Genomic DNA, 23,865 nt, shown 5'->3' with positions numbered 1-23,865 from the left:
CGGACGACGTGCGCATAAAATGCCGATGTCACATGTCCAAACAGAACGGCCCGCCCGCCGGTCAGGGCGTGGCGGGCCGTTTTACTCACGCATGCGGCCGGTTTTACGCAGCGGCCGACGTCTCGCCCAGCGTCGCCAGCGGCTTCATCAGCAGGTGATTCTGGGAATAGTCAACCGGCACCGAAATCACGACCGGGCCTTCGATGTCCATGGCTTCGCGCATTGCACCGGCAATCCCGTCGGCGGACTGTACCGCAATGCCGTGCGCACCGCACGAACGGGCAAACATGGCAAAGTCGATCGGTCCGAATTCCACGCCCGATCCTCGGCCGTACTTCTTCTTTTCCTGCATCTCGACCATGTTGTAGGCCTGATCAACCCAGACCATGTGGATCAGGTTGCACTTCAGCCGCACCGCCGTTTCCAGTTCCATGCACGACATCATGAAGCCGCCGTCACCGGAAATGGAGATCACCTTCTGCGCCGGGTTGACCAGGCTTGCGGCAATACCCCACGGCAGGCCGACACCCATGGTCTGCTGGCCGTTGCTGATCAGCATCTGGCGTGCACGGAAGGACAGCAGGTAACGCGCGAGCCAGATGTGGAAGGTGCCCATATCAAGGCACATCGTGACATCGGGGGTCACGAACGGCTCCAGTTCTCGCACGATCTGCAGCGGATGCACCGCGGTATTGCTGGTGCTGCGCGCACCCGACAGCGCGGCCAGACGGGTCGCGTGATACTGCGACAGGATGTCTTCCAGCTGCGGCGCACGCGGCAGCTTGCCCGCCTGTGCGGCAAGGGCACGCACGGATGCCGCAATGTCACCCACCAGTTCCACCGCCGGATCGTAATGGGTGTCCAGTTCAGCGGCCACGACATCGACATGGACGATCTTGCGGCCGTTATCGACATTCCACAGCCACGGGTCATATTCGATCGGGTTGTAGCCAATCGAAATGACCAGGTCCGCTTCATGCAGCAGCTGGTCACCCGGCTGGTTGCGGAACAGGCCAACGCGACCGCCAAAACGATCGGACAGCTCTTCCGATACCGCGCCTGCGGCCTGGTAGGTGCCAATGACCGGCACGCCCGTCGTCGCGACCAGCGCGCGCACCGCGTCGGCCACATCCGGACGGCTGGCCAGCAGGCCCAGCAGGATGACGGGACGCTTCGCCTTGCGCACAAGGGTCAGGGCCTCGTTCACGGCTTCAGCCGGGGCGGCGCCTGTGGTGGGCACCTTGCGGCCGGACAGCACCTTGCCTTCAGCTGGCATGGACAGGATATCCATGGGCGTGCTGACGAAGGCCGCGCCCGGACGCCCGCTTTCGGCAAAGCGCAGCGCATTGGAAATGCATTCCGACACGGCGGCGGGAGAGGTGATTTCCGCGCTGTATTTCGTGATCGGCTGGAACAGGGCAACGGTGTCCATGCTCTGGTGCGTAAGCTTCAGCCGGTCAGCCAGCTTGACCGCGCCACCAATGGCCAGCACCGGGTCGCCTTCGGAATTGGCGGTCGCAAGGCCGGTCACAAAGTTGGACGCACCGGGACCGGAGGTGGCAATCGCCACGCCGGCCTTGCCCGTCAGGCGGCCGATGCCACCGGCGATGAAGGCGGCGTTCTGTTCATGACGGGTCACAACCGTTTCGATGGGGCTGTCCACCAGTGCATCGAACAGGCGGTCCACCTTCGCACCCGGAATACCGAATACGTGGGTCGTGCCATGTGCGACCAGGTTGCGCACGATCATGTCCGCCCCGCACTCAGGCGCGGCAGGTTTGCTTTTGTCAGTCATTGTTCCAGATTCCTGAACGGGGAGGCGCCGCAGCCAGGGCGCGGGCGGTCAATCCAAGTAAACGGGAGGGGAGAAGCCCCCTCAGCCGCCTTCAGCCACGCGAATGGCTTCGTGAATGTTTTCGGGGGACAGGTTGGCGCGGGCGAACTGTTCCGTGCGGGGCAGCTGGATTTCCACATCGGAAATCACGCCCACTTCCAGCTTGCCCTTCAGCACCGCGTAATCGGTCACATGGCCGCCACGACGCCCGTCTTCCGTCAGGAAGTGCAGGTGGTAGCCCGCCACGTTCACACCCTGCATGTAACCCGGCGTGCGGAAACCGAGCATGGTGCCGGTAGATGCCCCCAGCTGCATGGTCGGCTGACGCGCGACCACATCAAGCATGGGCGGATAGGGGCGGCACTGACAGAACACGGTGCGGGTCTCGACACGTTCGAACATGCCGGTAAAGCGCACGGCGGCGAACAGGTTGGGGTTGTTGACCAGCTGGTCGACAATCGCCTCGAACCCGTCCTTGTCGCGCGCGGTATCGATCATGTATTCCTTCTCCGGGTTGAAGAAGGTGACGCATGCGAACGGGGTCTTGAGATCACCGGGCACGCGGCCCGCCTGACCATCGGCGCGAAACTGGTGGATCACGCTGTCATTGACGATCATTTCGCCATCCAGCGCGTTGAACGTGCCCAGCCCGAAATTGCCGTGCATCAGCAGTTCATCAAGCGTGGTTTCCCCATCGTACACCGCATCAAGCAGCGCTGCCATGGTGGACGTCTGGTACAGGCGGTTCATGCGCGGACGCACGCCAGTCGCATCCGCGGCGCTGGAGCGGGTATCGACATCGCCTACCGAGTAGCATTTCAGCTTCAAGACCTCAGTCTCCTGCATCGGGTGGCAGCGCAAGCATGGGCGCCGCACTTCCCGGTCATGTGTGATTGCAGTGGGATGGTGAGCCAGCCGGGTTCGTACGTCCAATATATATTCAAGGCGTTTTCCATATATAAAAAATATGGAACAGGCCGTATCCGTTCCCCTTCGTGGGGCCTGACGTGCAGCCCCCGCGCTTGCTTAGGGGCGCGCGCACCTGCCATTGTGGCGACCGAAACACGATCAGGAAGACTGGATTGATGAAACCATTCCACATGGCGCTTGCCGCGCTGGCCCTTGGTGGCGTTGTCGGCAGCAGCACCATCGCCCGCGCCGACAGCACGGACCCCAAGCCCCCCTATGGCCCCGGCGCATATACCGGGGACTGGACGGCGCTGGGCCTCAAGCCCGTCACCATCAGCGCCAACAAGGCACTTGGCCCGGCGGCGCGGCTGTACCTCCGGCTGCCGGACTCGCTGGGCAAGATTACCGGCCTGACCGGACGCACCATCGAGATGAAGGTTCAGGACGACACCTCGTTGCGGTCGGTTGATGACAACCCGCGCGCGGTCTTCCGCCTGACATCCCCCAACGCCGCCGACCTGCAGATGCAGGGCGCGAAGCCGGGGCAGAAGCTGGACCTGCCACTCAGCCGCGCGGATTAAGTAAAAAAATACCCCCATGCCGGTCCAGGCATGGGGGCATGGCAGTCAGTCGTGCATACTGGCCAGCAGGGCGCGCACCCGGCTGCGCAGTTCGTCGTCGCGCGGGACGCTTATGGCCTCACGCAGGCGCAGCATCTGCCGCCGGGCGGCATACAACTGGTCCAGCAGGGACAGCACGACGGGCATCCCTTCATCGTTGATGCCCATGTCATCGCGCAGTTCAAGGATCAGGCGGGCGCGGGCCTCGTCAATCTCGCGGAACAGGTAATGCCCGCGCACCCCTTCGGGGCGCAGCCAGTCGCTGTCGATCCAGCCCTGCACCTCGTCCGCCGGCACGTTGCCGATGCGCACGCACAGGGTTTCGAGCGTGATCATGCCTTATCCTTCCCCTGCTCCCCGGCCTGATCCGTCGTGCCCTTCAGGAAAGCCTCAAGCGCGGGATCGACCTTGCCAATGGTTACGACCAGCTTGACATACAGGTTGCCGGCTTCCTGCTTGCCATGCGCCTTGACCCCACGCCCGCGCAGCCGCAGCACGCTGCCACTGTCGGAATGGGGGGGCACATTCATCTTCACCGATCCCGCAGGCGTGGGAATGGTGATGCTGCCCCCCAGCACCGCCGTCTTCAGGTCCACCGGCAGCGACATGCGGATGTCATTGCCATCGCGCGTGTAGGTGCTGTCGGGGGCGACGGTGATGGTAATCAGCGCGTCACCGGCGGGGCCGCCCTGCACGCCCGGATCGCCCTTGCCGCGCAGGCGCATCACCTGACCGTCGGTAATACCGGCGGGGATCTTCACATCCAGCTGCGTGCCACCGGGCAGGGTAATGCGCGACGTACCGCCATTGACGGAATCAAGGAAGCTGACGGTCAGGGCATACTGGCGGTCGGCCCCCTTCTGCGGTCCCTGCGGGCGGCGGCGGAAGCCACCACCAAACCCGGCGCCCCCGCCCTGACCGAACATGGTGCCGAAAATATCGCCCAGGTCATCTTCCGAAAACTGGCCGCCGCCATAATTGAAGCCCTGCGCCCCTTCGGCATGATCACGATAGCGTCCGCCGCCAAAGCCGAAGCCCTTTTCCTGTCCCGTGGCGTCAATTTCGCCACGGTCGAAGCGGGCGCGCTGTTCCTCATCCGACAACAGGGCATTGGCTGCGCCCACGGCCTTGAAGTTCTCTTCCGCCACCTTGTCGCCGGGATTGAGGTCAGGATGGTACTTCTTGGCCAGCTTGCGATAGGCCTTGCGAATGTCATCCTGGCTTGCCGTGCGGGCTATGCCGAGTACTTCGTATGGATCCTTGCTCACTTAAAAATCATCCTCCGTCGGAACATGCCAGCCCGGCCTGTGCCACGCCCGTTATCGTCCCGAACATCATGAATACGACCTTGCGGTCACTCTTACCTCGATAATGGGAATTGGGGCGCACAGGGTCAATGAAAGCGGAGGGAAATCTTTATTTCCTGCATGGCAGGCAGAAGAAAATAACAAAACAGGAACTTCGAAATAACATTTTTTGTATTTTTAATTAAATGGAAAATGAAGTATTTGCCGATGACAATAGAAATATAAAAAAGACCCCCGCAGATGCATGCCGTTTTCATCACCCTTGCATTACTGACCGTTACCGGACTCAGCAGCCTGATCTCACGCGTGGGACGGATTCCCGTGCCGCTGCCCCTGATCCAGATCGGGGTGGGGGCGATTGCCGCCCTGGCGGGGCTGAATATCGGTTTTGATCCCGACATGTTCCTGCTGCTGTTCATCCCACCGCTGCTGTACGCCGATGCCTATCGCATGCCGATGCGCGAATTCGGGGAACTGCGGAACATCATCATCATGATGGCGCTGGGGCTGGTGGTCTTTACCACGCTGGCATGCGGATACTTCATCCACTGGCTGATCCCGCCCATCATGCTGCCCGCGGCCTTTGCGCTGGCCGCCGTCATGTCCCCCACCGATGCTGTTTCGGTCGGCAGCATGATCGAAGGCGGGCGGGCACCCGCGCGCGTGGTGCATATCCTGCATGGGGAGGCGCTGCTGAACGACGCATCGGGGCTGGTGTGCTTCAAATTCGCGGTGGCGGCGGCCATGACGGGACTGTTTTCCTTCCAGCAGGCGCTGGGCAGCTTCATCTTCATGTCCACGGGCGGCATCCTGATCGGGATTGCCTGCGCATGGGCCGCGTGCCGGGCGGAACACGTGCTGCTGATACGCGGCTATGACGATCCACCCACCCATATCACGCTGGCCATGATGCTGCCGTTCGGCATTTACCTGATTGCCGACGCGCTGCAGTGTTCGGGCATCCTGGCCGCCGTGGCCGGGGGCATGACCGTCAAGTTCACCGGCGTGATGAACGAAGCCCGGACCGAGACGCGACTGAAAGCCACCACGGTGTGGGACATGGTGAACTTCACGTTCAACGCCGTGATTTTCCTGCTGCTGGGCCTTCAGTTGCCCGATCTTGTCAGCGGGGGGGCCGCCATCGCGCGCGCGGGTGGCGTATCGCCATGGTTCCTGATCCTGGCCATTGTGGGCATCCAGCTGATGATGAGCCTGATCCGCTTCGCATGGATCTGGATTTCCATTTCCGCACGTCGGCTGTTCGCCCATTTCCGCCACCGCAAGACGGTCATCCCTTCCGCCCGCACCGTAATGCTGATGACGGTGGCGGGCACACGTGGGGCCATTACGCTGGCGGCCGTGCTCTCGCTGCCGGTGGCGTCGGTGGCGGGACCGGGATTTCCGGGCCGTGACCTGCTGGTGACGCTGGCGGCGGGGGTGATCATCTGTTCACTGCTGCTGGCCAGCATGGCCATCCCGCCGCTGCTGCATGGCATGCGCACCGATGAAGAAGACCCCACCCTGCATGAACTGGACATGATGCGCATCGAACTGGCGCAGACTGCCATCGAAACCCTGCATGCCGAACAGGCGGCGCTGGCACAGCAGGAAATCGACGGGCTGCCCGGCCATGAAGAATCGGTGGACCTGAAGCAGGAAGCCATTGGCCGCCTGCTGCATGAATATCAGGATACGGTGCACAGGCTGGACAATTCCCGCGCGGCGGAGGCCAGCATACGCGCCACCGCCATCCGGGAAAAACGCGCCGAACTGGCGCTGCGCTTCCGGATCATCCGGCACATGCGCGAACGCCTGCACATGCGCGTGGTCCAGAAACACATCAATGACGAAACCGAATGGACCATAAACCAGGAACTGGACTTCATTGAACAGGAACTCCAGATCGAGGCGCGCTCCCTGCCCCGTCCCGACAGCCTGCCTGCGGACAACCACGAAACCACAACCCAGCCCACCGATGCACGCATGGCCAGCGCCGTCAGCCACTGACACGGCCGGGCGGTGCCCCTATACCCGCAACAGAGCTGCAAACCGGAGAAACTGCCCATGCCGCCCCTCCTACGCGCCCTGTCCGCGGGCGCGTGCCTGACCGCTGTCCTTGCGCCGTGTGCCCTGGCCCGCTCGCATCATTTCAGCGTGCCCCAGCACCGCGTCCATGCGGATTCTCCCTATGGTCATGTCAGGGGCTACATGCCCGCGATGGATGAACACGATCCCCGCTATGTCGCCGCTGAACAGAAATGTGAGACAAAAGCCTCGATGGGTGCGCTGTCCAGCAACAATTCAGGCAGCGCAACCACCACGGTGGGCAGTACCCATATCCGCTTTTTCTCGGAATGCATGGTGGCCGAAGGCATGTGGCGCACACAGTCCGCCAACAATACTGGTGACCGGATCGGCAATTAACCCGCCCCGGGCGTATCCGCGCGCAGGCAAGGCACTTCGGGACATGCCGTCTGCCTGAAAACGCCTGCCATGTTTTTTCGTCGGAATGAATGGCGCATTTTCATCCCATGTACGGGCTGCCCCCTTCCACCGGGCCGGTGCACCCCGTATGGATTGGGCACGCCGCCTGCAATGGAGTGCCGATTTTGCGCAAGATCGTCCTTTTCGTTTCCCTGGCCTGCCTTGCCGCCTGTGCCCATGGTCCTGACAACCATGCCCGGCGGGCGACCACGCCGGTTGCGCAATACGCTACCGGGGCCGGACCGCTGGCGGTCAACACCCATGTGCCTGATTTCGCCACCCGCAATTACGAACCCTTTGCCCGGCAGGACGTGGTGGCCATCGCCCTGCGCGAATGGCGGCTGTTCGGGGAACCGGTCAGTGATGACGATCCCCTGCTGCGCCCCGAGCCGACCACGCCCGTGGTCAAGCCCGAACGCACGCCCGGCCTGTGGCAGCGCGTGGGCGAATACTGGTGGATTGGCCAGGACCCGCAGGAAACCGAGATCGCATGGGACGGCAAGCATGACGCGGACGGCCACATAACCGATTTCGTGCATGATGGCCGCTTTGCCTGGTCTGCGGCGTTCATTTCGTATGTCATGCGGGTGGCGGGGGCGAATGACCGCTTTGCCTATTCCCCCAACCACGCCACCTACATCAACGCCGCGGCAACGGGACAGGAAAAGGGCGTGAAGGCCCGCAACCCCGCCCGTTACGCACCGAAACCGGGGGACCTGATCTGCGTGGGGCGCGGGGCCAGCAAGTCGGTGCGCTTCCGTGACCTGCCCACACCACAGGGCTTTCCCGCCCATTGCGGCATCGTGGTGGCTGGTCCCCACGATGATGCGCCCTTCGGCCATGAAATCAGCATCATCGGCGGCAACATAGATGACGCGGTTGCCCTGACCCATGTCCCGGTGGGACAGGACGGGCGGCTGTTCGACCACCGGGGCCGAAGCCTTGACCCCCGCTATCCCTGGTGTGTCGTGCTGCAGGTCCGCTACGACGCCGATAGCGAACCACAGGCGGACCAGTAATCACCCCGCCCGGCAGGATCATCTCCGCCGGGCCGGACATTACCTGCCGGGTGATCAGCCACGCGACCACGGCAGTTCGGATGCCTGCCAGCCCGCAACGCAGCCACGGCGACCGGTTGCGTCTTCCGGTCCCTCGAACCCGTCGGCCACGTTATGCACGTTGTGGTATCCCGCATCATACGCCGCGTGGGCTGCGGCCATGCTGCGCGCACCGGAACGGCAGATAAAATAGACCTCATCCGTTTTGCCGATCCCTGCCTTTTCCAGCGTGGTGACGAAATCCGGGTTGACCTGCCCCGCAGGCGGCAGCTGCCAGCTGTCACGCACCAGTGTCCTGCCTGCGCCCGACAGGTCGGGCACGCCGATATGCTCCCATTCCATGGGGGTACGCACGTCAACCAGCCATGCGTTGGGGCGGCTGCGCACGGCCTCCCATGCAGCGGTAGGGGAAATATCATCGATCATTGCTGTTTCCTTTCATCGGGAAAACCTGTTTAGGGATATGCCAAGCCGCACGCATTCCTGATAGTAAGGAATGCAACACGCCCGGCATGGCCGCCATGTCCGGCCGCCGTGCCGCATGATATGATCCAGACCAGTGAAGGTGCTGCCTTATGGCCGAAAGTGCAAATCCCGCCCCCTCCCTCTCACCGGACATGCCGGCCGCCATCGGCCATACGCCCCTGATCCGCCTGCGACGGGCATCGGAGGCAACGGGATGCGATATCTACGGCAAGGCGGAATTCATGAACCCCGGTGGCTCGGTCAAGGACCGCGCAGCCCTTGCCATCATCAACGACGCCGAACGCCGCGGCACGCTCAAGCCCGGCGGCACGATTGTCGAAGGGACGGCGGGCAATACCGGCATCGGGCTGACGCTGGTGGCCAATGCGCGCGGCTACCGCTCGGTCATCGTGATGCCCGAGACGCAGAGCCGCGAGAAAATCGAGTTCCTGAGCATGATCGGCGCCGACCTGCGCTTGGTCCCCGCCAAGCCGTTCCGTGATCCTGGCAACTACGTCCATGTTTCGCGCCGCCTGGCAGAGGAAACCGGCGGCGTCTGGGCCAACCAGTTCGACAACACCGCCAACCGCGAAGGCCACCGCCACACCACCGCCCCCGAAATCTGGAACCAGATGGGGGGCAGGATCGACGCCTTCACCTGCTCGTGCGGGACGGGCGGCACGCTGGCCGGTGTCACGCTGGGGCTTGAGGACTGCGCGGAACAGGCTGGCGTCGCCCGCCCGCGCGTCGTCCTGGCCGACCCGGAGGGGTCGGGCCTTTACGGCTGGGTCAAGACGGGCGACCTGTCGATCAGCGGATCATCGGTAACCGAAGGCATTGGCCAGTCGCGGGTGACAGGCAACCTGGAAGGCCTGCACTTCGACGACGCCGTGCGCATTCCCGACCCTGAGGCGCTGGAGCAGATCTATGACCTGCTGATCCATGAAGGGCTATCGGTTGGCGGGTCGGCCGGCATCAACATCGCCGCAGCCATCCGGGTCGCGCGCGCCATGGGGCCGGGACACCGCATTGCCACCATCCTGTGCGACGGTGGCGCGCGGTACCAGTCCAAGCTGTTCAACCCCGAATTCCTGCGCGCCAAGGACCTGCCGGTTCCTGGCTGGCTGGCCTGAGGCCGCGCGCCTGACCCTGACAGGGCGGCAATTGCAACGGATTGAAACATCTGATGTTCCTGCCCCGATGGTCATGTAGGATGGTACCATGAGCCCGCTGCCCCATATCCTGATCATTGATGATGATCGCGAGATCCGTGACCTGCTGGCACGGTTTCTTGAACGCAATGAACTGCGCGTCACCACCGCACGCGACGGGCAGGAAGCCCGCCGCCGGTGGGCGGAGGGGCATTACCAGCTTGTGATCCTCGATCTCATGCTGCCCGGCGAGAGCGGGCTGGACATTTCGCGCTGGCTGCGCACGCAGGCCAACGTGCCTATCGTCATGCTGACCGCCATGGGCGATGATACGGACCGGATCATCGGCCTGGAACTGGGGGCGGATGATTACGTGCCCAAGCCCTTCAACCCGCGTGAACTGCTGGCCCGCATCCGCGCCGTGCTGCGCCGGGCCAGCGACACCCCCGACCCCCGCAGCGTGCCGGTGCTGCACACGCTGCGCTTCGCAGGGTGGCAGCTTGATACCGGGCGACGGCGGCTGCTCAACCCCGACGGGGTGGAGGTCCCGCTGACCGGCGGGGAATATGACCTGCTGCTGGCCCTGCTGGAACGGGCCAACCGGGTCATGACCCGTGACATGCTGTTTGACCTGCTGCGCGGCCGGCAGGCCGGCCCGTTTGACCGGGCGATCGACGTGGCCATAAGCCGCCTGCGCCGCAAGCTGGAAGATAACGGACGCAACGCGCAGCTGATCAAAACGGTACGGGGCGGTGGCTATGTCCTCGCATCAGAAGTCGAGCGTCACTGACCGACGCCCATGTCCAATTCATCCTGGTCGTCATTCCTGTCTTCCCCCGAAACCGATGAAAGCACGGCCCCCGGCTGGATGCAGCGCATCCGCCAGCGGCTGCTGCCACAGTCGCTGGCGGCACGCACCACGCTGCTGCTGATTGGCGGGCTGGGAATCATCCAGATCATCGGCCTGACCATCCACGCGATGGACCGGTTCGATTTTGACCAGCGCATGATCTATGAACGCGCGCGCAGCAAGATGTTCACGTACTACCGCGCCATAGTGGAAACCGCGCCGTCCGACCGCGACCGGGAACTGGCCGCCCTGCATCTGCCCGAAAACATTACCATTACCCTGACCCCCGGCCCCGAGCCGGACATGATCAATGCGCGCGCGCTGCCCGGTCGTCCCCCCTTCGCTGCGCACATGCACCAGCCACATGAATGGAACGGCCCCAGAGCCGATGACATGGCCCCTGTCCCCTTTGGCCCGGGTGGGCCGGATGGCGGGGGCGATGGGCCCGGCCGACATAATGGCGGCGGTCCCTTCAGCCCCGACAGCCCGGGCGGGCCGCATGGCTTTGGTCCGGAAAACGATCAGGGCATGGGGCCACTGCCCCCTTCCATGCGCCCGGAACAGGTGCTGGTTTCCCCCGCGACCGGACGCAGGCGGGCCGTGGCCTTCCTGCTGCCCGATGAACGCCGATGGGTCACCATCCATTACGTGCTGCCCCGACCCAGCCCGTTCCGGTCCCCCACCTTCCCCATTGCCTTCCTCATCATGACGTTCACGGGGGGGCTGCTGATCCTGTGGGGCGTGCGCAGGCTGATCGCGCCGGTCAGCACCCTTGCCGCCGCCGCCGAGGAACTGGGCCGTAACATGAACGCGCCCCCCATGCCCGAAAACGGCCCGCGCGAAGTGGCCCGCGCCGCCCATGCGTTCAACACCATGGCGCACCGGATCCGCCGTTACCTGACGGACCGCACGCTCATGCTGACCGCGATCGGCCATGACCTGCGCACGCCGATTACACGGCTGAAGCTGCGGGCCGAATTCATTGAAGATGATGAAATGCGCATCAAGATGCTCAGTGATCTTGATGAACTCGAAGCCATGGTCGCCGCCACCCTGGCTTTCGGCCGGGATGCGTCCCAGCGCGAGCCGATGGGACAGGTCAACCTGACCGCGATGTTGCAGACCATTACCGACGAAGCCGCCGAAACCTACCTCGATGCGGCGGATCAGATCGTATTCGTATCGGAAAACATGCCTGACGTGCTGGTGCGCGCACGCCCCATGGCGCTCAAGCGCGCGCTGAGCAACCTTGTGACCAATGCGGTGAAATATGGCGGCGGCGCCAGGATCACCCTGCTGCATCCCCACAAGGGCAATGGCGAGGACGCCGATGAATACAAGGTCACCATCCTGATCGAGGATGAAGGCCCCGGCCTGCCTACCGAAGACCTTGAACGCATGTTCGATCCCTTCGTGCGCGCCGAACAGAGCCGCAACCGCGAAACCGGCGGCACGGGGCTGGGGCTGTCGATTTCGCGTAACATCATATGGGGGCTGGGCGGTGATATCCGTCTTGGCAACCGACAGCCACACGGATTGCGTGTGACAGTCACACTTGTCTGCTAAGGTCCGATTCCCGTACGGACAATTCAGGATATAGCGTTCAATGCCGGACAGAACACACCGCTATCAGGTCTCGCTTTTATGGACCGGAAACGGCGGAAATGACGGGGCTTCCCGGCAGGCCCATCATCGTGATTACGAACTGCACTGCGTGGGCCGACCGGTTATCGACGGCTCGGCCGCACCTGCCTTCCGCGGCGATTCCCAGAAATGGAATCCCGAAAAACTGCTGCTCGGCGCCCTGTGCGCCGATCACCAGCTCTGGTTCATCCACCTGTGCACCGCCATGGGAATCGGTATCCTGTCCTATTCCGACAGCGCCGAAGCCCTGATTGATGAATACGAGGACGGTTCCTTTTCCATCACACAGGTCATCCTGCGGCCCCATGCCGCCATTTCCACCCCCCATGACATACAGCAGGTGATCGACCTGCATCAGGACGCCACGATGCGCAGCTGCATCGCGCGTTCGGTCAGCTTCCCGGTATTGTGTGAGCCGCGGGTTACCGGAGCGCAATAATGCCTTGCCGTGGGACAGACGTAATGGCATTGCCCGATAATGCTTGATCGCCTGTATGCCCGCATCATTGCCCTGGCCGCCAGCCGACATGCCATCATATGGCTGGCTGTCATCGCCTTTGCCGAGGCCAGCGTCTTTCCGCTGCCCCCCGACATCATGCTGGTGCCCATGGTGCTGGCGTGTCGGGCGCGCGCTTCCCGCCTTGCGGCCATCTGCACGGCGGCCAGCGTATGCGGGGCCGTGCTAGGATGGACCATCGGTTCGTTCCTGCTGGACTATATTGCGATGCCGATTGTGCAGTTCTATCATGCACAGAACACATTGCTTGTCCTGCAGGAGCGCTTCCGGGAATGGGGCGTGTGGATCATCCTCATCAAGGGACTGACCCCCATCCCGTTCAAATTCGTCACCATCGCCAGCGGGGCCGCCCACCTGCCGCTGGCGCCCTTCCTGCTGGCCTGCGCGGTGACGCGTGGGGCGCGCTTCTTCCTGCTGGCCGCCCTGCTGCGCCGGTTTGGCGCGCCGATCCAGGCCTTTATCGAACGCCGTCTGCCACTGGTGGCGGGCCTGTTCGCGCTGGCGCTGGTTGGCGGCATCTTGGCGCTGAAATACATATGACGGGCCACCCGCCGCCCCGGGGCCATCCGCATGGCAGTATTCGGGTCTGGCGGGGCGTGATATGACGGACCAGTCATGATTTCATCCCCGCGCGGACTGCACCATCCTCGCGGGCCTATATTCCAACGGGTGGGGGAGCACATTCATGCCGCAGCAGGTTGCCGTCATTACCGGAGCGGGCGCAGGTATCGGCCGCGCCACAGCACGCACGCTGGGCCGCGCGGGGTGCGATGTCGCCCTGCTGGGCCGTAACCGCGACCGGCTGAATGATGCGGCGGCCGAACTGCGCGAACTGAACGTGCGCACCCATATCGTCTGCGTTGACGTGGCCGACGCCAGGGCCGTCGATCAGGCGGCCGAGGAAATCGAGGAAACCCTTGGCGCCATCACCCTGTGGATCAACTGCGCGGGCGCCAGCGTGACCGGGCAGGTCGCCGCCCTTGACGCCGATGAAATCCGGCGCGCGACCGAAGTGACCTACCTTGGTACCGTCAACGGCACCCGCTCGGCGCTGGCGCGCATGCGCAGGCGCGGGCATGGTACCATTGTCAACCTCGACCGTCTGGCCAGCCTGCGTCCGCCGCCGCTGCAGGCCGTGGAAAACGGAGCCCGCGCTGCCGTGCGCGCCTTTTCCGAAAGCATCCGCCCGGAAATCCTGCATGACGGGGACCGGATCAATATCGTGCTGGTCCATCTGCCGTCCATCAACACGCCACGCTTTTCATGGACACGCAACCACACCGGCAAGCGCCTGAAGCCGATGGGGCCGGTTTACGAACCCGAAATCGCCGCCGAGGCGATATGCCGCGCCGCCTTCGGGCGTGAACGTGACATCTGGGTTGGCCTGTCTGGTGTGCGCAACTGGGCACTGGCCACCTTCCTGCCCGGCCTGTCGGACCGCTGGCTGTCGGGCAAGGGCTATGCGAAGCAGATGGAAAAGACGCCGGTTGCAGGCAACGAACCCGATGACCTGTATGAAACCGTGCCGGGGGCCTATGCCGCCCATGGCCGATTTGACATGATCACCCGAAAGAGCATGCCCCTGCTGCTGACCAGCCGCCATGCGCAGCTGGCCACCGTCACGGGCCTTATGGGCATCATAATGCTGGCCCTGCGCCGCAGACGGGACTAGGCGTACACTCCGCCACGAGTTCCGCCAGGAATTAACGAAGGTTTTCGGGTGCCGCCATTTTTCAAAAAGGTGGCATTCCCCGACGCTTTCCGGAGACGGCCTTCACCAGAAGCGCTTCCTGATCCATGGCATATTTCATGGGCTGCCGTCTGCAACAGCCCATGTCCGGTCAGGCGGACAGCGAATCGGCCCGCGCATCCAGCCGCATACCCGTGCGGTACAGATCACCCGCCCAGACCCACCATTTCCCCTGACGCACCGCAGGTTCAGCCGCCCGTGCCGCCTCCGGGCTGTCAAACAGGGCGAAGCAGGTGGCGCCTGACCCGCTCATCCGCGCAAGGCGGCAGCCGGGTGCGGCACGCAGGGAGTCGAGTACGGCCGTGATCTCGGGACAGATGGCGCAGGCTGCATCCTGCAGGTCATTGGTCTGTGCCGACAGGTCACGCACCATATCCGCCAGCGTATTCCACCGCGCGGGCAGGTCCGCACGTGGCGTAAAGCCTGGTGCACGCGTACGGAACACCTGTGGGGTGGATACGCTCTGCCCGCAGTTGACCAGCATCATGCCACACGGGGGCAGGCCGGGTGCGGGGGTCAGTTCCTCCCCGATTCCTTCCATGCGGGCTGGCAGCTGGTCCAGGCATACCGGCACGTCCGCGCCCAGACGGGTCGCCAGCACCATGAGGTCGGCACGATCGACGGACAGGTCCCATGCCTTCAGCAGCAGGCGCAACGCCGCCGCGGCATCCGCCGATCCACCCCCGATTCCCGACGCTACGGGCAGTTCCTTGCCAAGCACGATCTCCACATCCGGCAGGCGGGCGGCAACATCCGTCCCCACATGCGCACGCAGCAGCGCGCCCGCGCGTACGATCAGGTTGTCAGCGCTGTCATCCAGCAGACCGGGGGCGAATGTCCCCTCGATCCGCAGGCGGACATGGCCGCCACGACCATACCCGCAGTCCAGTCGCAGTTCATCCGCCGCCCCGGCGAATACCGCAAGACTGTCCAGCAGGTGATAGCCATCATCACGCCGCCCCGTGACATGCAGGTACAGGTTGATCTTTGCATGAGCCAGTTCACGTAGTGGGGACATCAGTGATGGGTTCCATTTGCCTGTGAATGGGAAGGAGCGGCGGGGGTAACCGCAGGCCTGAGGTCAGCAGGCAGCGCCACGCCGGGATGCCCCGCATTGGCCTGCCATGCCCGGGCGTAGGTCAGGGCCGCCGTAATCTTGCGCCGGTCCATGGGGTCGGGCTGGAACTGGATTGCGTTCTGCCATTCATTCACCGCTTCCAGCCTGCGCCCCGCCATCCAGTACGCAACGCCAAGGTGGTAATTGATGGCCGGGTCCTGTGGCATCTGCTCGGCGGACTGTTCCAGCAGGGGCAGGCCTTCGGCCACATGGCCAAGCCGCATGAGCACCCAGCCCACGCTGTCACGGATCTGGTTGTCGGATGGTGCCAGCGCCAGCGCGCGCCGCAGGTAGGTTTCCGCCTGGGCGGGGTCGCCGCCATGTTCGACCATGGAATAACCGAGGTAGTTCAGCAGGTCCGCCTCGTTCGGGGACAGCTGGAGAGCATGCTGCAGCAGCGCACGCGCCTGCGGCCAGTGGTCCTGCCGTTCCTGTGCGATCGCCTGCCCGAACAGCAGCCGCCAGTCATCGCCTTCCAGCGGGTGGTGGGTCAGCGCCATGGCATGCTGGTACGCATCCAGTGCTTCTGCCCATTTCTGCTGGTCCAGCAGCGCATCGCCAAGGCTGGACCACAGCATGCGGTCATCGGGGGCCTGCCGCAGCAGGTCGCGCAGTTCCAGCGCCGCCTGTTCCTTATGTCCCATCACCACGTCAAGATCGGCCTGTTCGGTCCGGTAGACCGGCAGCAGCGGGTCATCGGCGGGCGCGCCGTCCAGCGCCTCGCGCGCCTGTCGGTCCTGCTTGCGGGCATGAAGCGTGGAGGACAGCAGCAGCCGCGCTTCCGAATCCGCCGGGTCCAGCATCAGCGCCATGCGCAGCATCATCTGTTCGGTTCCACGCAGGGTGCCGATCTCCATTGCCGCATCAACGGGCTGGTGATCATCATCCACGCCATCGCGGGCATAGAACTGCTGGTCGATCAGCAGGGCAATCAGCCCGTATGCCTGCGCCAGTCCCTGCGTCGCGCGGGTCACCACCGGGCGCTGGATCATGGCCATGATGTTGGCGCGCGCCGCCTCCAGCACCGGCATGCCCGTTATGCGCTGGTTGATCAGGGCCTGCGCGTCCGCCACGTGCCCCTGCGTCACCAGCCACCGCGCCATGACCAGCGAGGTGAACAGGTCGCCACCCGTCATGCTGGCCGCCTGCCGGAACAGCGTATCCGCGCGCATCTGCTGGCCCGACAGCTGGGCCACAAGGGCGGCATGCAGGGTATAATATCCCCCCAGCGCACGATCCTGACGCGCGGGCTCAAGTGCGGCCAGCGCTTCATCCGTGCGGCCCGCGCCCTGCAGCGCCCAGGCCCGCAGCAACGGCCGCAGCAGGGTCATGATCTGGTCTGCGGGCGCGCCCTGGTACTGCGTCAGGGCTTCGTCCCATTTCCCGGCAAGAGCCGCGGCATTCCCCAGCACCAGCGCGGACATGACGCCGGGTGTCTGGGAGCGGGCCAGTGTCGCGGCCTCCGGGCTGCCAGCCAGAATGCTGTAATAAAACGCCCGTTCGCTGAACAGGCGGAACGTCGGCGCAAGCTGTGCTGCGTTGCGGAAGGCCAGCGCGGCGCTGGCGTTATCACCCTCGCTGGCGGCAACGCTGCCCACCAGCAGGTTGGTGGCCAGATCGTGCTGTCCTGCCTGAATGATGGTGTCATCCGGAGTTGCGGCGTGTATTTCCCGGTTGGGAATCCCGGCGATGAGCGGTACAACAAGGGCGGCCACGACCATGCGTGACAGACGAGGTAAGAGCATGACGCCAGAATCTACCGCGTGCGGCGTCCGCTGCCAAACCCTGCGCATGGGGACGGAACGGCGCATGCCTGCATTGCCTGTGCGGGATATATCCATCCGATGACTGATTCCCTGTCCCTGTTACGCCTGTATGTCGAATGGGGCGCCGATGACGCGCTGGACAGCCACCCGCATGACCGGCTGGCGCCTGCCCCCACGATACACGACCACCCCCGGACGACACAGCCCCCCCCCATACAGGCAGGCGCGGGGAATGCACATAAAAATCACCGCCCGCCCCCGCCTGTCCCACGCGGGTCCGCCCCGCTGGTGGAACAGGCCGTGGCAGCGGCGCGGGAGGCGGCACGTGGCGCGCGCACGATGGCGGACCTGCATGCCGCCATCTGCGCCTTCGAAGGGTGCAGCCTGCGTGAAACGGCCACCCACAGCGTCTTTGTCGCGGGACCGGAGGGGGCACCGCTCATGCTGATTGGCGAAGCCCCGGATGCGGACGAGGATCGCGGCGGCCAGCCCTTTGCCGGGGAAAGCGGGGCGCTGGTCACCGCCATGTTCGGCAGTATCGGCATAAACCAGGCGACCCTGCTGCGCGCGCCGGTCATTCCATGGCGGCCGCCGGGCGGCAGGCCCCCTTCGGTTGCCGAAACACGGATCTGCCTGCCCTTCATTCAACGCGCGATCGTGCTGGCGCGGCCCGCGCGCGTGGTACTCATGGGCAACCTGCCGGTCTCCGTCCTGCTGGGCCAGCGCACCACGGCGGCGCGCATGCGGGGCCGGTGGCGCGACCTGCCCCTGCCCCCCGACTGTGCGGATGACGGTGCAACCGTGCCTACGATCCAGGCGTTGCCCATGCGCCATCCGCTACAGTTGCGCGCCAGCGCCACGGCCCGCCGGGATGCATGGAAAGACATGCTTCTGATCCGGGAAACAATCGGAAACATCCTTTAAAATCATAAAGGGTATTAACATAATCATTCCGGGCGATTAGCTTGGGAATGGTAGATATTCGTTCTGTTTCGAGTATATGTTTTTTACTGTTTACATATAGTTCCCGTATCTGTTCTGAAAACTTATTTACCACCCCTTAATGCGTTAGCTATTGCTTTCCTCCCGCACAGGGCTTACATCCGGCTGCGCTATGCGAGGGACACTCAATACCCCCCATCACGCGGTGGCAGCCTTCCTGGCTGGCGCCGCATTTCTGGCAGGAGCGGCGTTCGCGCCGCTGCGTGCCCAAACGGTGGACGCCGGAAGGCCGGATCAGGATCCGGCCAGCCACGGCGACCATAACGAGGAAACGGCACTCGCCCTTCCGCGTCTGCCCACGCAGGGCAGTGCCGGGCTGCCGCGTCCCCTCTCGCCCGATGACGTCAGCCGTATCCGCCGGGTGTTCCGGCTGCAGGCGGATGGCAAGTTCGATGCCGCAATCCATGAAACGGCCGCGATCCATGATGATACCCTGCTGGGGGACATCCTGGCCGCGCGGTATCTCAACCCCGCCTACCATGCCAGCCCCGGACAGCTGAGGTTATGGCTGCGGACGTTTTCGGGGCTTGCGGATTCGCCCGCGATCTATTCCCTGCTGTCCTCCATGCCCAACAGGGGCGGCCCCCTGCCGCCAGCGCCGGCCCATAACGCGCTGGACAGCAGTCACCCCCCGCAGCATATCCGCCTGCCGGAGGAGGATGACCCCTCGCTCCGCGTGTTTACCCGTAACAGCCTGCTTGACCACACGGTGCGCGAACGTGCCGCGCAGGGGGTAAAGGGGGCACGCAGCGCCCTGCACCTGATCGCGGTGACGCCGGGCATGAATGACCTGTATGCAGCCCATCTTCAGGCAGAAATCGCCATGACCATGTTCAGCAGCGGTGAAAACCGGCTGGCCATGTCAATCGCGCGCGATGCCTTTGCCAGATCCGGCCAGCGGCTGGGTCTTGCGGGTTATGTGGCCGGTCTGGCCGCATGGCGGCAGGGACGGCCGGACATGGCTGAACCCCTGTTCGAAGCCGCATCACGCGCCAGCCTGACACCGGGCGGCATCCGCGCCGGTGCCGCCTACTGGGCCGCACGCGCCCATCAGGCGACGGGTGACGTGGCGGCCTACCACCCCTGGCTGCACCGCGCGGCCGCGGCACCACATACGTTCTACGGCCTTCTGGCCTCACAGATCCTTGGCCTGCGTACACCGGCCTCCAGATCCGTCCATCCATCCGGTACCATCGGCCCGAACGCCGCCATGACACTGGCGGCCGAACAGCAGACCATCCATGCGGGCAGCCGCGTGCTGGGTGAAATCGATATCGAGGCCGTGGCCGCCACACCGGCAGGACGCCGGGCCTTCGCCCTGCTGCAGGTGGGTGAGCGTGACCGGGCAGAAGCCACCCTGCGCCGCATGTGGCCCGATATCCAGAACGACGCCGCACTGTGCCATTCCACCCAGATGGTGGCCGACGCCATGAACATGAAGGACCTGTCGGCCCAGATGCTCATGCTGATCGACACGAACGAGAGCGAGCACAGTACCCACGCATCCCGCTTCCCCCTGCCGCCGCTGCAGCCTGAACATGGGTTCCGCATGGACCCGGCACTGGTCTATGCGCTGACGCGGCTGGAATCCAATTTCGACAGCAATGCGGTATCAGGCTCCGGTGCGCATGGCCTCATGCAGGTCATGCCGGTCACGGCCGGTTTCGTCATGCATGACAAGGACCGGTTCACCCGGCGTCCCGTGGACCTGCATGACCCTGCGACCAATCTTGATATCGGGCAGCGCTACGTACTTTACCTGGCCCAGCTTTCCACGCAGGCCGGTGGCAGGCATGTGCCGCCGGGTGGCGACATGATCCGCATGCTGGCCAGCTATAATGCCGGTCCGTCCGCCATTTCGCGCCGCAGCGCGACCATGGACGAAGGCGAGGATCCGCTGCTGTATATCGAAAGCCTGCCCAATACCGAGACACGTGATTATGTCCGCCGGGCATTCACCTATCTGTGGATCTATGCCGACAGGCTGGGAATTGCAGCGCCTTCGCTGGAAACACTGGCCCGCAATGAATGGCCCGGTTTTGGCGCGGAAATGGCCATGGCGGGACATACCGGCCACACCATCCATTAACGGGTTCTGCATATCCGTAAAAAAAGGGCGTCCCATTGTCGGGGGACGCCCTTTTTTTATGGCACGCCGTCTGAAATACCCTGCCTGTGGAACGTCCCGAACATTGAAGGACGCTTCCGGTAAAGCGTTTTCCAGAAATCATCCGGGAACGCCGCCTTTTTGAAAAGGCAGCATCCGAAAACTTCTCCTGTTTTTATACGGAAGGACGCAGCAGTCAGTTTTCCGCCAGAAGCTGGCGGCTGGCCTGCACGCGCACCACGCGGCGCCCTTCCATTTCCAGCACCTCAAACAGCCAGCCTGAAAAGACAACCTTGTCCCCCCTGGCCGGCACGCGCCGCAGCAGGGCCAGTATCAGCCCCGCAAGGGTGTGATAGCTGCCTTCGGCTGGCAGGTCGGACAGGCCAAGCCGGTCCTTCACCTCATCCGCAGGCATGGACCCGTCAAGCACCAGCACATTATCATGCGCCAGCCGCTGGGGCGGCGTGTTCCCCGGTTCATGCTGTTCCCCCACAATGGCGCCAAACAGGTCGGACGAGGTCACAATCCCTTCGAACGACCCATATTCATCCAGCACCAGCGCAAGGCCCAGCGGGGACGCGCGCATACGCTCCAGCATGTCAAAGGCCGACAGCGTATCGGGCACCGAGATGGGATGCCGCAGCCCGATTTCCACTGATGGGCTTTTGCCATCCAGAAACCGGTCCAGCATGTCCTTGGCCAGTATCACGCCCACCGGGTTATCCACCCCTCCCTCACACACCACGATGCGGGAATAGGTGGTCGAACGCAGGACCTGCAGCAGTTGCGCACGGGGCACATGCCGTTCCACCCAGCACAGTTCGTTCCGTGGGGTCATGATGGCCCGCACGGGACGTTCGGCCAGGCGTAGCAGGCGTTCGATCATGTCGCGCTCTTCCTGCTCCAGCACGCCAGCCTGCGCCCCTTCGGCAATGTAGGCCCGCAGTTCCTCGACCGAGACGGACTGCCGGATCGCGCCGCCAATACCCATAAGCTTCAGCACCAGTTCCGACGATCGCCCCAGCAGCCACACGATGGGCCGCGTCAGCCACGCCATCCATTCCAGCAGCAGCGACAGGCGCGCTGCGATCAGTTCGGGCTGCCGCAGCGCGATCTGCTTGGGCACCAGTTCCCCCAGCACCAGCATGACCGCGGTAATACTGCTGACGACCAGGAACATGGCCAGTTCATCCGCAATGGAGCGCAGGGCAGGGATATGGGACAGCCAGTGGCTGACGCCTGCTTCGATACTGTTGCCGCCGAAGGTGCCCTCCAGAATGGAGACAAGGGTCATGCCGATCTGGACGGTGGGCAGGAAGCTCTGCGGGTCTCCCGCCAGTTTCAGGGCGCGGTCCGATCCCTTGACACCATCACGCGCCAGAATGGCAAGCCGCGCCCGGCGAGCGGAAATCAGGGCCAGTTCGCCCATGGCAAAAAGCCCGTTGAGCAGGACAAGACCCAGTATGACAATCAATGAGACAACCATGATCCCCTGATCCTACAGCACAATCACGCGCGCGGGCACACCGCGCGGACATGGCTGGACAATACGCATGCAAAAGAAAAAGGCGGGACCTGTGTCCCGCCTTTTCCAAAACCGTGCATGACCGCGCGAATGAACGCGATCAGTCAGCCGCGTCGGCCGTTTCCGCAGCAGGGGCGGCCGCCACCTTGTTCACGCGCGGCGGGGCCGCGGGCTTCTTGCGGGCGGCAAGTTCTTCCATCTTGGCGTCAACGTGCTGGGTAAACACGTATTCGGCCGGACGCTGGTTCGCCAGCGAGATTTCCGGCGCCATCGGCTTTTCCGTCTCCGGCCCGAACAGGGCGACCTTGGCAATGTGCCAGGGACGGCGGACGGCATCCATCACGGCGGTGGATTCGTAGCCGGAATGGACCATGCAGTCGGCGCATTTTTCGTAATTGCCGGTGCCGTAAGCATCCCAGTCGGTGTCGGTCATAAGCTCTTCAAAGCTCTTGGCATAACCTTCACCCAGCAGGTAGCACGGGCGCTGCCAGCCAAAGACGTTGCGCAGCGGCTTGCCCCAGGGGGTGCAGTGGTACTGCTCATTCCCGGCCAGGAAGTTCAGGAACAGCGGCGACTGCGTGAAGCGCCACTTCTTGCCCTTGCCCAGACGGAAGATGTCACGGAACAGCTGCTTCGTCTTGTGACGGTTCAGGAAGTGCTCCTGATCCGGCGCACGTTCGTAAGCATAACCCGGCGCGGTCATGATGCCGTCCACGCCCATCGCCATCACTTCGTCGAAGAAGGCGGCAACGCGCTTGGGATCGGCGCCATCGAACAGGGTGCAGTTGATCGACACGCGGAATCCGCGGGCCTTCGCCTTCTTGATGGCGGCGACCGCGCGTTCGTACACGCCGTCCTGACACACCGACGCGTCGTGCATCGCCGGGTCACCATCAAGGTGTACGTCCCACGAGAAGAAGGGATTCGGCTCGTAATCGTCCATCTTCTTTTCCAGAAGAAGGGCGTTCGTGCACAGATATACGTACTTCTTGCGTGCGATCAGCGCACGGATGATATCGGGCATTTCCTTGTGCAGCAGCGGTTCCCCACCCGCCACGGCGATGACCGGCGCGCCCGCTTCGGTATCCGCATCCAGGCATTCCTGCAGGGTCATGCGCTGGTTCAGGATCTGGGCGGGATAGTCGATCTTGCCGCAACCGGCACAGGCCAGGTTACAGCGGAACAAGGGCTCGAGCATAAGCACGAGCGGATAACGTTTGCGTCGCGTGACATGCTGCTTGACAACATAGGCACCGACGCGGACTGCCTGCATAATAGGAACGGCCATGAAACCTCTGCTCCTGCACCGGCCCAACGCCGGTCTCATATTTCAAGTCTGGTAGGTCGGACTATGGACACATCCACCTACGAGAAAACAAGTCCAACATCACCCAGCCGTGCATTCAGAGCATGCCGAGGTTGCGGACTTGTACGACACATGAAGCCTTTCGCGAGGGTATAGGACAGAAACCATCCTGTATTCAATTGCTATCAGCTTTGGTGTGGCCAATTAACAACAGTCACAGAATTAGAGACTGTATTTACACGCTTAACCGGAGTAACACATCGCGATTACGCTACGGTCGCCATGGTTTTCGTGCCATGAGCCGCCATTCATCGCCGCCGGAGCAGCCCGCACCGGCCCCGATCCCGGGGCTGGCTGGCCAAACCGAAACCCGGGTTGGTTCCTCCCCACGAACGGGGCAAGGGCCAACACAGAATAATGGACGCGAACATCATGGATCAGACCAAACCCGCG

21 protein-coding genes are annotated in these 23,865 nt (G+C 63.7%); 12 read left to right on the top strand and 9 right to left on the bottom strand.

All coding sequences use genetic code 11. The features are described from left to right. Positions 1 to 103: 103 nt before the first annotated feature. Positions 104 to 1,795 (bottom strand): acetolactate synthase AlsS, encoded by a 1,692-nt coding sequence (gene alsS / locus HNO79_RS13145; protein WP_200409916.1) that lies wholly within the window; start codon positions 1,793 to 1,795, stop codon positions 104 to 106. A gap of 81 nt (positions 1,796 to 1,876) precedes the next feature. Continuing rightward, positions 1,877 to 2,680 carry an acetolactate decarboxylase gene (gene budA / locus HNO79_RS13140; protein ID WP_029329654.1) on the bottom strand — a complete coding sequence of 268 codons (804 nt, stop codon included), beginning with the start codon at positions 2,678 to 2,680 and terminating at the stop codon, positions 1,877 to 1,879. Positions 2,681 to 2,919: 239 nt separating this feature from the next. Between budA and HNO79_RS13135 the strand changes: the two genes are divergently transcribed. Continuing rightward, positions 2,920 to 3,324 (top strand): hypothetical protein, encoded by a 405-nt coding sequence (locus HNO79_RS13135; protein ID WP_214165466.1) that lies wholly within the window; start codon positions 2,920 to 2,922, stop codon positions 3,322 to 3,324. Between the two features lie 45 nt (positions 3,325 to 3,369). Here the strand turns inward: HNO79_RS13135 and HNO79_RS13130 are convergent, their stop codons facing one another. Together HNO79_RS13130 and HNO79_RS13125 are read right to left on the bottom strand one after the other, a co-directional pair. Next, the gene (locus HNO79_RS13130; protein ID WP_010515728.1) at positions 3,370 to 3,699 is read right to left on the bottom strand and encodes a chaperone modulator CbpM; all 330 of its coding nucleotides are present in this window, start codon (positions 3,697 to 3,699) and stop codon (positions 3,370 to 3,372) included. Then, positions 3,696 to 4,631: a DnaJ C-terminal domain-containing protein gene (locus tag HNO79_RS13125; protein WP_048855275.1), complete on the bottom strand. Its 936-nt coding sequence runs from the start codon at positions 4,629 to 4,631 to the stop codon at positions 3,696 to 3,698. Before HNO79_RS13125 ends, HNO79_RS13130 begins: the two co-directional genes overlap by 4 nt. A 279-nt stretch (positions 4,632 to 4,910) precedes the next feature. On the opposite strand from HNO79_RS13125, the gene HNO79_RS13120 reads away from it, so the two are divergent. The 3 genes from HNO79_RS13120 to HNO79_RS13110 all read left to right on the top strand — a co-directional run bounded on the left by HNO79_RS13120 (position 4,911) and on the right by HNO79_RS13110 (position 8,173). After that, the gene (locus HNO79_RS13120) at positions 4,911 to 6,677 is read left to right on the top strand and encodes a Na+/H+ antiporter (protein WP_214165467.1); all 1,767 of its coding nucleotides are present in this window, start codon (positions 4,911 to 4,913) and stop codon (positions 6,675 to 6,677) included. Positions 6,678 to 6,734: 57 nt separating this feature from the next. Further along, the gene (locus HNO79_RS13115) at positions 6,735 to 7,094 is read left to right on the top strand and encodes a hypothetical protein (protein ID WP_010515724.1); all 360 of its coding nucleotides are present in this window, start codon (positions 6,735 to 6,737) and stop codon (positions 7,092 to 7,094) included. A 182-nt stretch (positions 7,095 to 7,276) separates the two neighbouring features. Next, positions 7,277 to 8,173, top strand: coding sequence for a DUF2272 domain-containing protein (locus HNO79_RS13110; RefSeq protein WP_408885698.1), 897 nt, complete (start codon positions 7,277 to 7,279; stop codon positions 8,171 to 8,173). Positions 8,174 to 8,227: 54 nt separating this feature from the next. On the opposite strand, the gene HNO79_RS13105 is transcribed toward HNO79_RS13110, so the two are convergent. Continuing rightward, entirely contained in the window at positions 8,228 to 8,638 is a 411-nt protein-coding gene (locus HNO79_RS13105) for a rhodanese-like domain-containing protein (RefSeq protein WP_010515722.1), read from the bottom strand. A 149-nt stretch (positions 8,639 to 8,787) separates the two neighbouring features. Between HNO79_RS13105 and HNO79_RS13100 the strand changes: the two genes are divergently transcribed. The 6 genes from HNO79_RS13100 (at position 8,788) to HNO79_RS13075 (ending at position 14,511) form a co-directional block, all read left to right on the top strand. Further along, the gene (locus HNO79_RS13100; protein ID WP_214165469.1) at positions 8,788 to 9,810 is read left to right on the top strand and encodes a cysteine synthase A; all 1,023 of its coding nucleotides are present in this window, start codon (positions 8,788 to 8,790) and stop codon (positions 9,808 to 9,810) included. A gap of 88 nt (positions 9,811 to 9,898) precedes the next feature. Next, positions 9,899 to 10,618, top strand: a complete 720-nt coding sequence (locus tag HNO79_RS13095; protein WP_010515719.1) for a response regulator — start codon at positions 9,899 to 9,901, stop codon at positions 10,616 to 10,618. 9 nt (positions 10,619 to 10,627) lie between these two features. Then, positions 10,628 to 12,244 carry an ATP-binding protein gene (locus HNO79_RS13090; RefSeq protein ID WP_010515718.1) on the top strand — a complete coding sequence of 539 codons (1,617 nt, stop codon included), beginning with the start codon at positions 10,628 to 10,630 and terminating at the stop codon, positions 12,242 to 12,244. 40 nt (positions 12,245 to 12,284) lie between these two features. Next, entirely contained in the window at positions 12,285 to 12,761 is a 477-nt protein-coding gene (locus HNO79_RS13085) for an OsmC family protein (protein WP_010515716.1), read from the top strand. A 39-nt stretch (positions 12,762 to 12,800) separates the two neighbouring features. Beyond that, positions 12,801 to 13,379 carry a YqaA family protein gene (locus HNO79_RS13080; protein ID WP_214165470.1) on the top strand — a complete coding sequence of 193 codons (579 nt, stop codon included), beginning with the start codon at positions 12,801 to 12,803 and terminating at the stop codon, positions 13,377 to 13,379. A gap of 145 nt (positions 13,380 to 13,524) precedes the next feature. Further along, positions 13,525 to 14,511, top strand: coding sequence for an SDR family oxidoreductase (locus tag HNO79_RS13075; protein WP_200409922.1), 987 nt, complete (start codon positions 13,525 to 13,527; stop codon positions 14,509 to 14,511). Positions 14,512 to 14,680: 169 nt separating this feature from the next. Here the strand turns inward: HNO79_RS13075 and HNO79_RS13070 are convergent, their stop codons facing one another. Both HNO79_RS13070 and HNO79_RS13065 read right to left on the bottom strand, forming a co-directional pair. After that, positions 14,681 to 15,607: a 4-(cytidine 5'-diphospho)-2-C-methyl-D-erythritol kinase gene (locus HNO79_RS13070; RefSeq protein WP_214165471.1), complete on the bottom strand. Its 927-nt coding sequence runs from the start codon at positions 15,605 to 15,607 to the stop codon at positions 14,681 to 14,683. Beyond that, the gene (locus tag HNO79_RS13065) at positions 15,607 to 17,451 is read right to left on the bottom strand and encodes a tetratricopeptide repeat protein (protein WP_244987544.1); all 1,845 of its coding nucleotides are present in this window, start codon (positions 17,449 to 17,451) and stop codon (positions 15,607 to 15,609) included. Before HNO79_RS13065 ends, HNO79_RS13070 begins: the two co-directional genes overlap by 1 nt. A gap of 18 nt (positions 17,452 to 17,469) precedes the next feature. Between HNO79_RS13065 and HNO79_RS13060 the strand changes: the two genes are divergently transcribed. Together HNO79_RS13060 and HNO79_RS13055 are read left to right on the top strand one after the other, a co-directional pair. Beyond that, on the top strand, positions 17,470 to 18,396 hold the full coding sequence (locus tag HNO79_RS13060; protein WP_214165472.1) for a uracil-DNA glycosylase: 927 nt from the start codon (positions 17,470 to 17,472) through the stop codon (positions 18,394 to 18,396). Between the two features lie 190 nt (positions 18,397 to 18,586). Continuing rightward, positions 18,587 to 20,563 carry a lytic transglycosylase domain-containing protein gene (locus HNO79_RS13055; protein ID WP_048855284.1) on the top strand — a complete coding sequence of 659 codons (1,977 nt, stop codon included), beginning with the start codon at positions 18,587 to 18,589 and terminating at the stop codon, positions 20,561 to 20,563. A gap of 214 nt (positions 20,564 to 20,777) precedes the next feature. On the opposite strand, the gene HNO79_RS13050 is transcribed toward HNO79_RS13055, so the two are convergent. Together HNO79_RS13050 and hpnH are read right to left on the bottom strand one after the other, a co-directional pair. Beyond that, positions 20,778 to 22,067 carry a hemolysin family protein gene (locus HNO79_RS13050; RefSeq protein WP_010515707.1) on the bottom strand — a complete coding sequence of 430 codons (1,290 nt, stop codon included), beginning with the start codon at positions 22,065 to 22,067 and terminating at the stop codon, positions 20,778 to 20,780. Positions 22,068 to 22,206: 139 nt separating this feature from the next. Further along, complete coding sequence (gene hpnH / locus HNO79_RS13045) at positions 22,207 to 23,394, bottom strand: adenosyl-hopene transferase HpnH (protein ID WP_010515706.1); 1,188 nt, start codon at positions 23,392 to 23,394, stop codon at positions 22,207 to 22,209. Between the last annotated feature and the right edge of the window lie 471 nt (positions 23,395 to 23,865).

It is taken from the genome of Komagataeibacter oboediens (genome assembly GCF_018491655.1).
GTDB classification, from domain to species: Bacteria; Pseudomonadota; Alphaproteobacteria; order Acetobacterales; family Acetobacteraceae; genus Komagataeibacter; species Komagataeibacter oboediens.
The sequence above is the reverse complement of the archived record's forward strand: the minus strand, read 5'-3'. Positions and strand labels throughout refer to the sequence as shown.

What these genes read in the sequence shown, in the direction of transcription:
- alsS (WP_200409916.1), bottom strand. Translation starts at nt 1,795, where the DNA reads ATGACTGACAAAAGCAAACCTGCCGCGCCTGAGTGCGGGGCGGACATG.
- budA (WP_029329654.1), bottom strand. Translation starts at nt 2,680, where the DNA reads ATGCAGGAGACTGAGGTCTTGAAGCTGAAATGCTACTCGGTAGGCGAT.
- HNO79_RS13135 (WP_214165466.1), top strand. Translation starts at nt 2,920, where the DNA reads ATGAAACCATTCCACATGGCGCTTGCCGCGCTGGCCCTTGGTGGCGTT.
- HNO79_RS13130 (WP_010515728.1), bottom strand. Translation starts at nt 3,699, where the DNA reads ATGATCACGCTCGAAACCCTGTGCGTGCGCATCGGCAACGTGCCGGCG.
- HNO79_RS13120 (WP_214165467.1), top strand. Translation starts at nt 4,911, where the DNA reads ATGCATGCCGTTTTCATCACCCTTGCATTACTGACCGTTACCGGACTC.
- HNO79_RS13115 (WP_010515724.1), top strand. Translation starts at nt 6,735, where the DNA reads ATGCCGCCCCTCCTACGCGCCCTGTCCGCGGGCGCGTGCCTGACCGCT.
- HNO79_RS13105 (WP_010515722.1), bottom strand. Translation starts at nt 8,638, where the DNA reads ATGATCGATGATATTTCCCCTACCGCTGCATGGGAGGCCGTGCGCAGC.
- HNO79_RS13100 (WP_214165469.1), top strand. Translation starts at nt 8,788, where the DNA reads ATGGCCGAAAGTGCAAATCCCGCCCCCTCCCTCTCACCGGACATGCCG.
- HNO79_RS13095 (WP_010515719.1), top strand. Translation starts at nt 9,899, where the DNA reads ATGAGCCCGCTGCCCCATATCCTGATCATTGATGATGATCGCGAGATC.
- HNO79_RS13090 (WP_010515718.1), top strand. Translation starts at nt 10,628, where the DNA reads ATGTCCAATTCATCCTGGTCGTCATTCCTGTCTTCCCCCGAAACCGAT.
- HNO79_RS13085 (WP_010515716.1), top strand. Translation starts at nt 12,285, where the DNA reads ATGCCGGACAGAACACACCGCTATCAGGTCTCGCTTTTATGGACCGGA.
- HNO79_RS13080 (WP_214165470.1), top strand. Translation starts at nt 12,801, where the DNA reads ATGCTTGATCGCCTGTATGCCCGCATCATTGCCCTGGCCGCCAGCCGA.
- HNO79_RS13075 (WP_200409922.1), top strand. Translation starts at nt 13,525, where the DNA reads ATGCCGCAGCAGGTTGCCGTCATTACCGGAGCGGGCGCAGGTATCGGC.
- HNO79_RS13070 (WP_214165471.1), bottom strand. Translation starts at nt 15,607, where the DNA reads ATGTCCCCACTACGTGAACTGGCTCATGCAAAGATCAACCTGTACCTG.
- HNO79_RS13065 (WP_244987544.1), bottom strand. Translation starts at nt 17,451, where the DNA reads ATGCTCTTACCTCGTCTGTCACGCATGGTCGTGGCCGCCCTTGTTGTA.
- HNO79_RS13055 (WP_048855284.1), top strand. Translation starts at nt 18,587, where the DNA reads ATGCGAGGGACACTCAATACCCCCCATCACGCGGTGGCAGCCTTCCTG.
- HNO79_RS13050 (WP_010515707.1), bottom strand. Translation starts at nt 22,067, where the DNA reads ATGGTTGTCTCATTGATTGTCATACTGGGTCTTGTCCTGCTCAACGGG.
- hpnH (WP_010515706.1), bottom strand. Translation starts at nt 23,394, where the DNA reads ATGGCCGTTCCTATTATGCAGGCAGTCCGCGTCGGTGCCTATGTTGTC.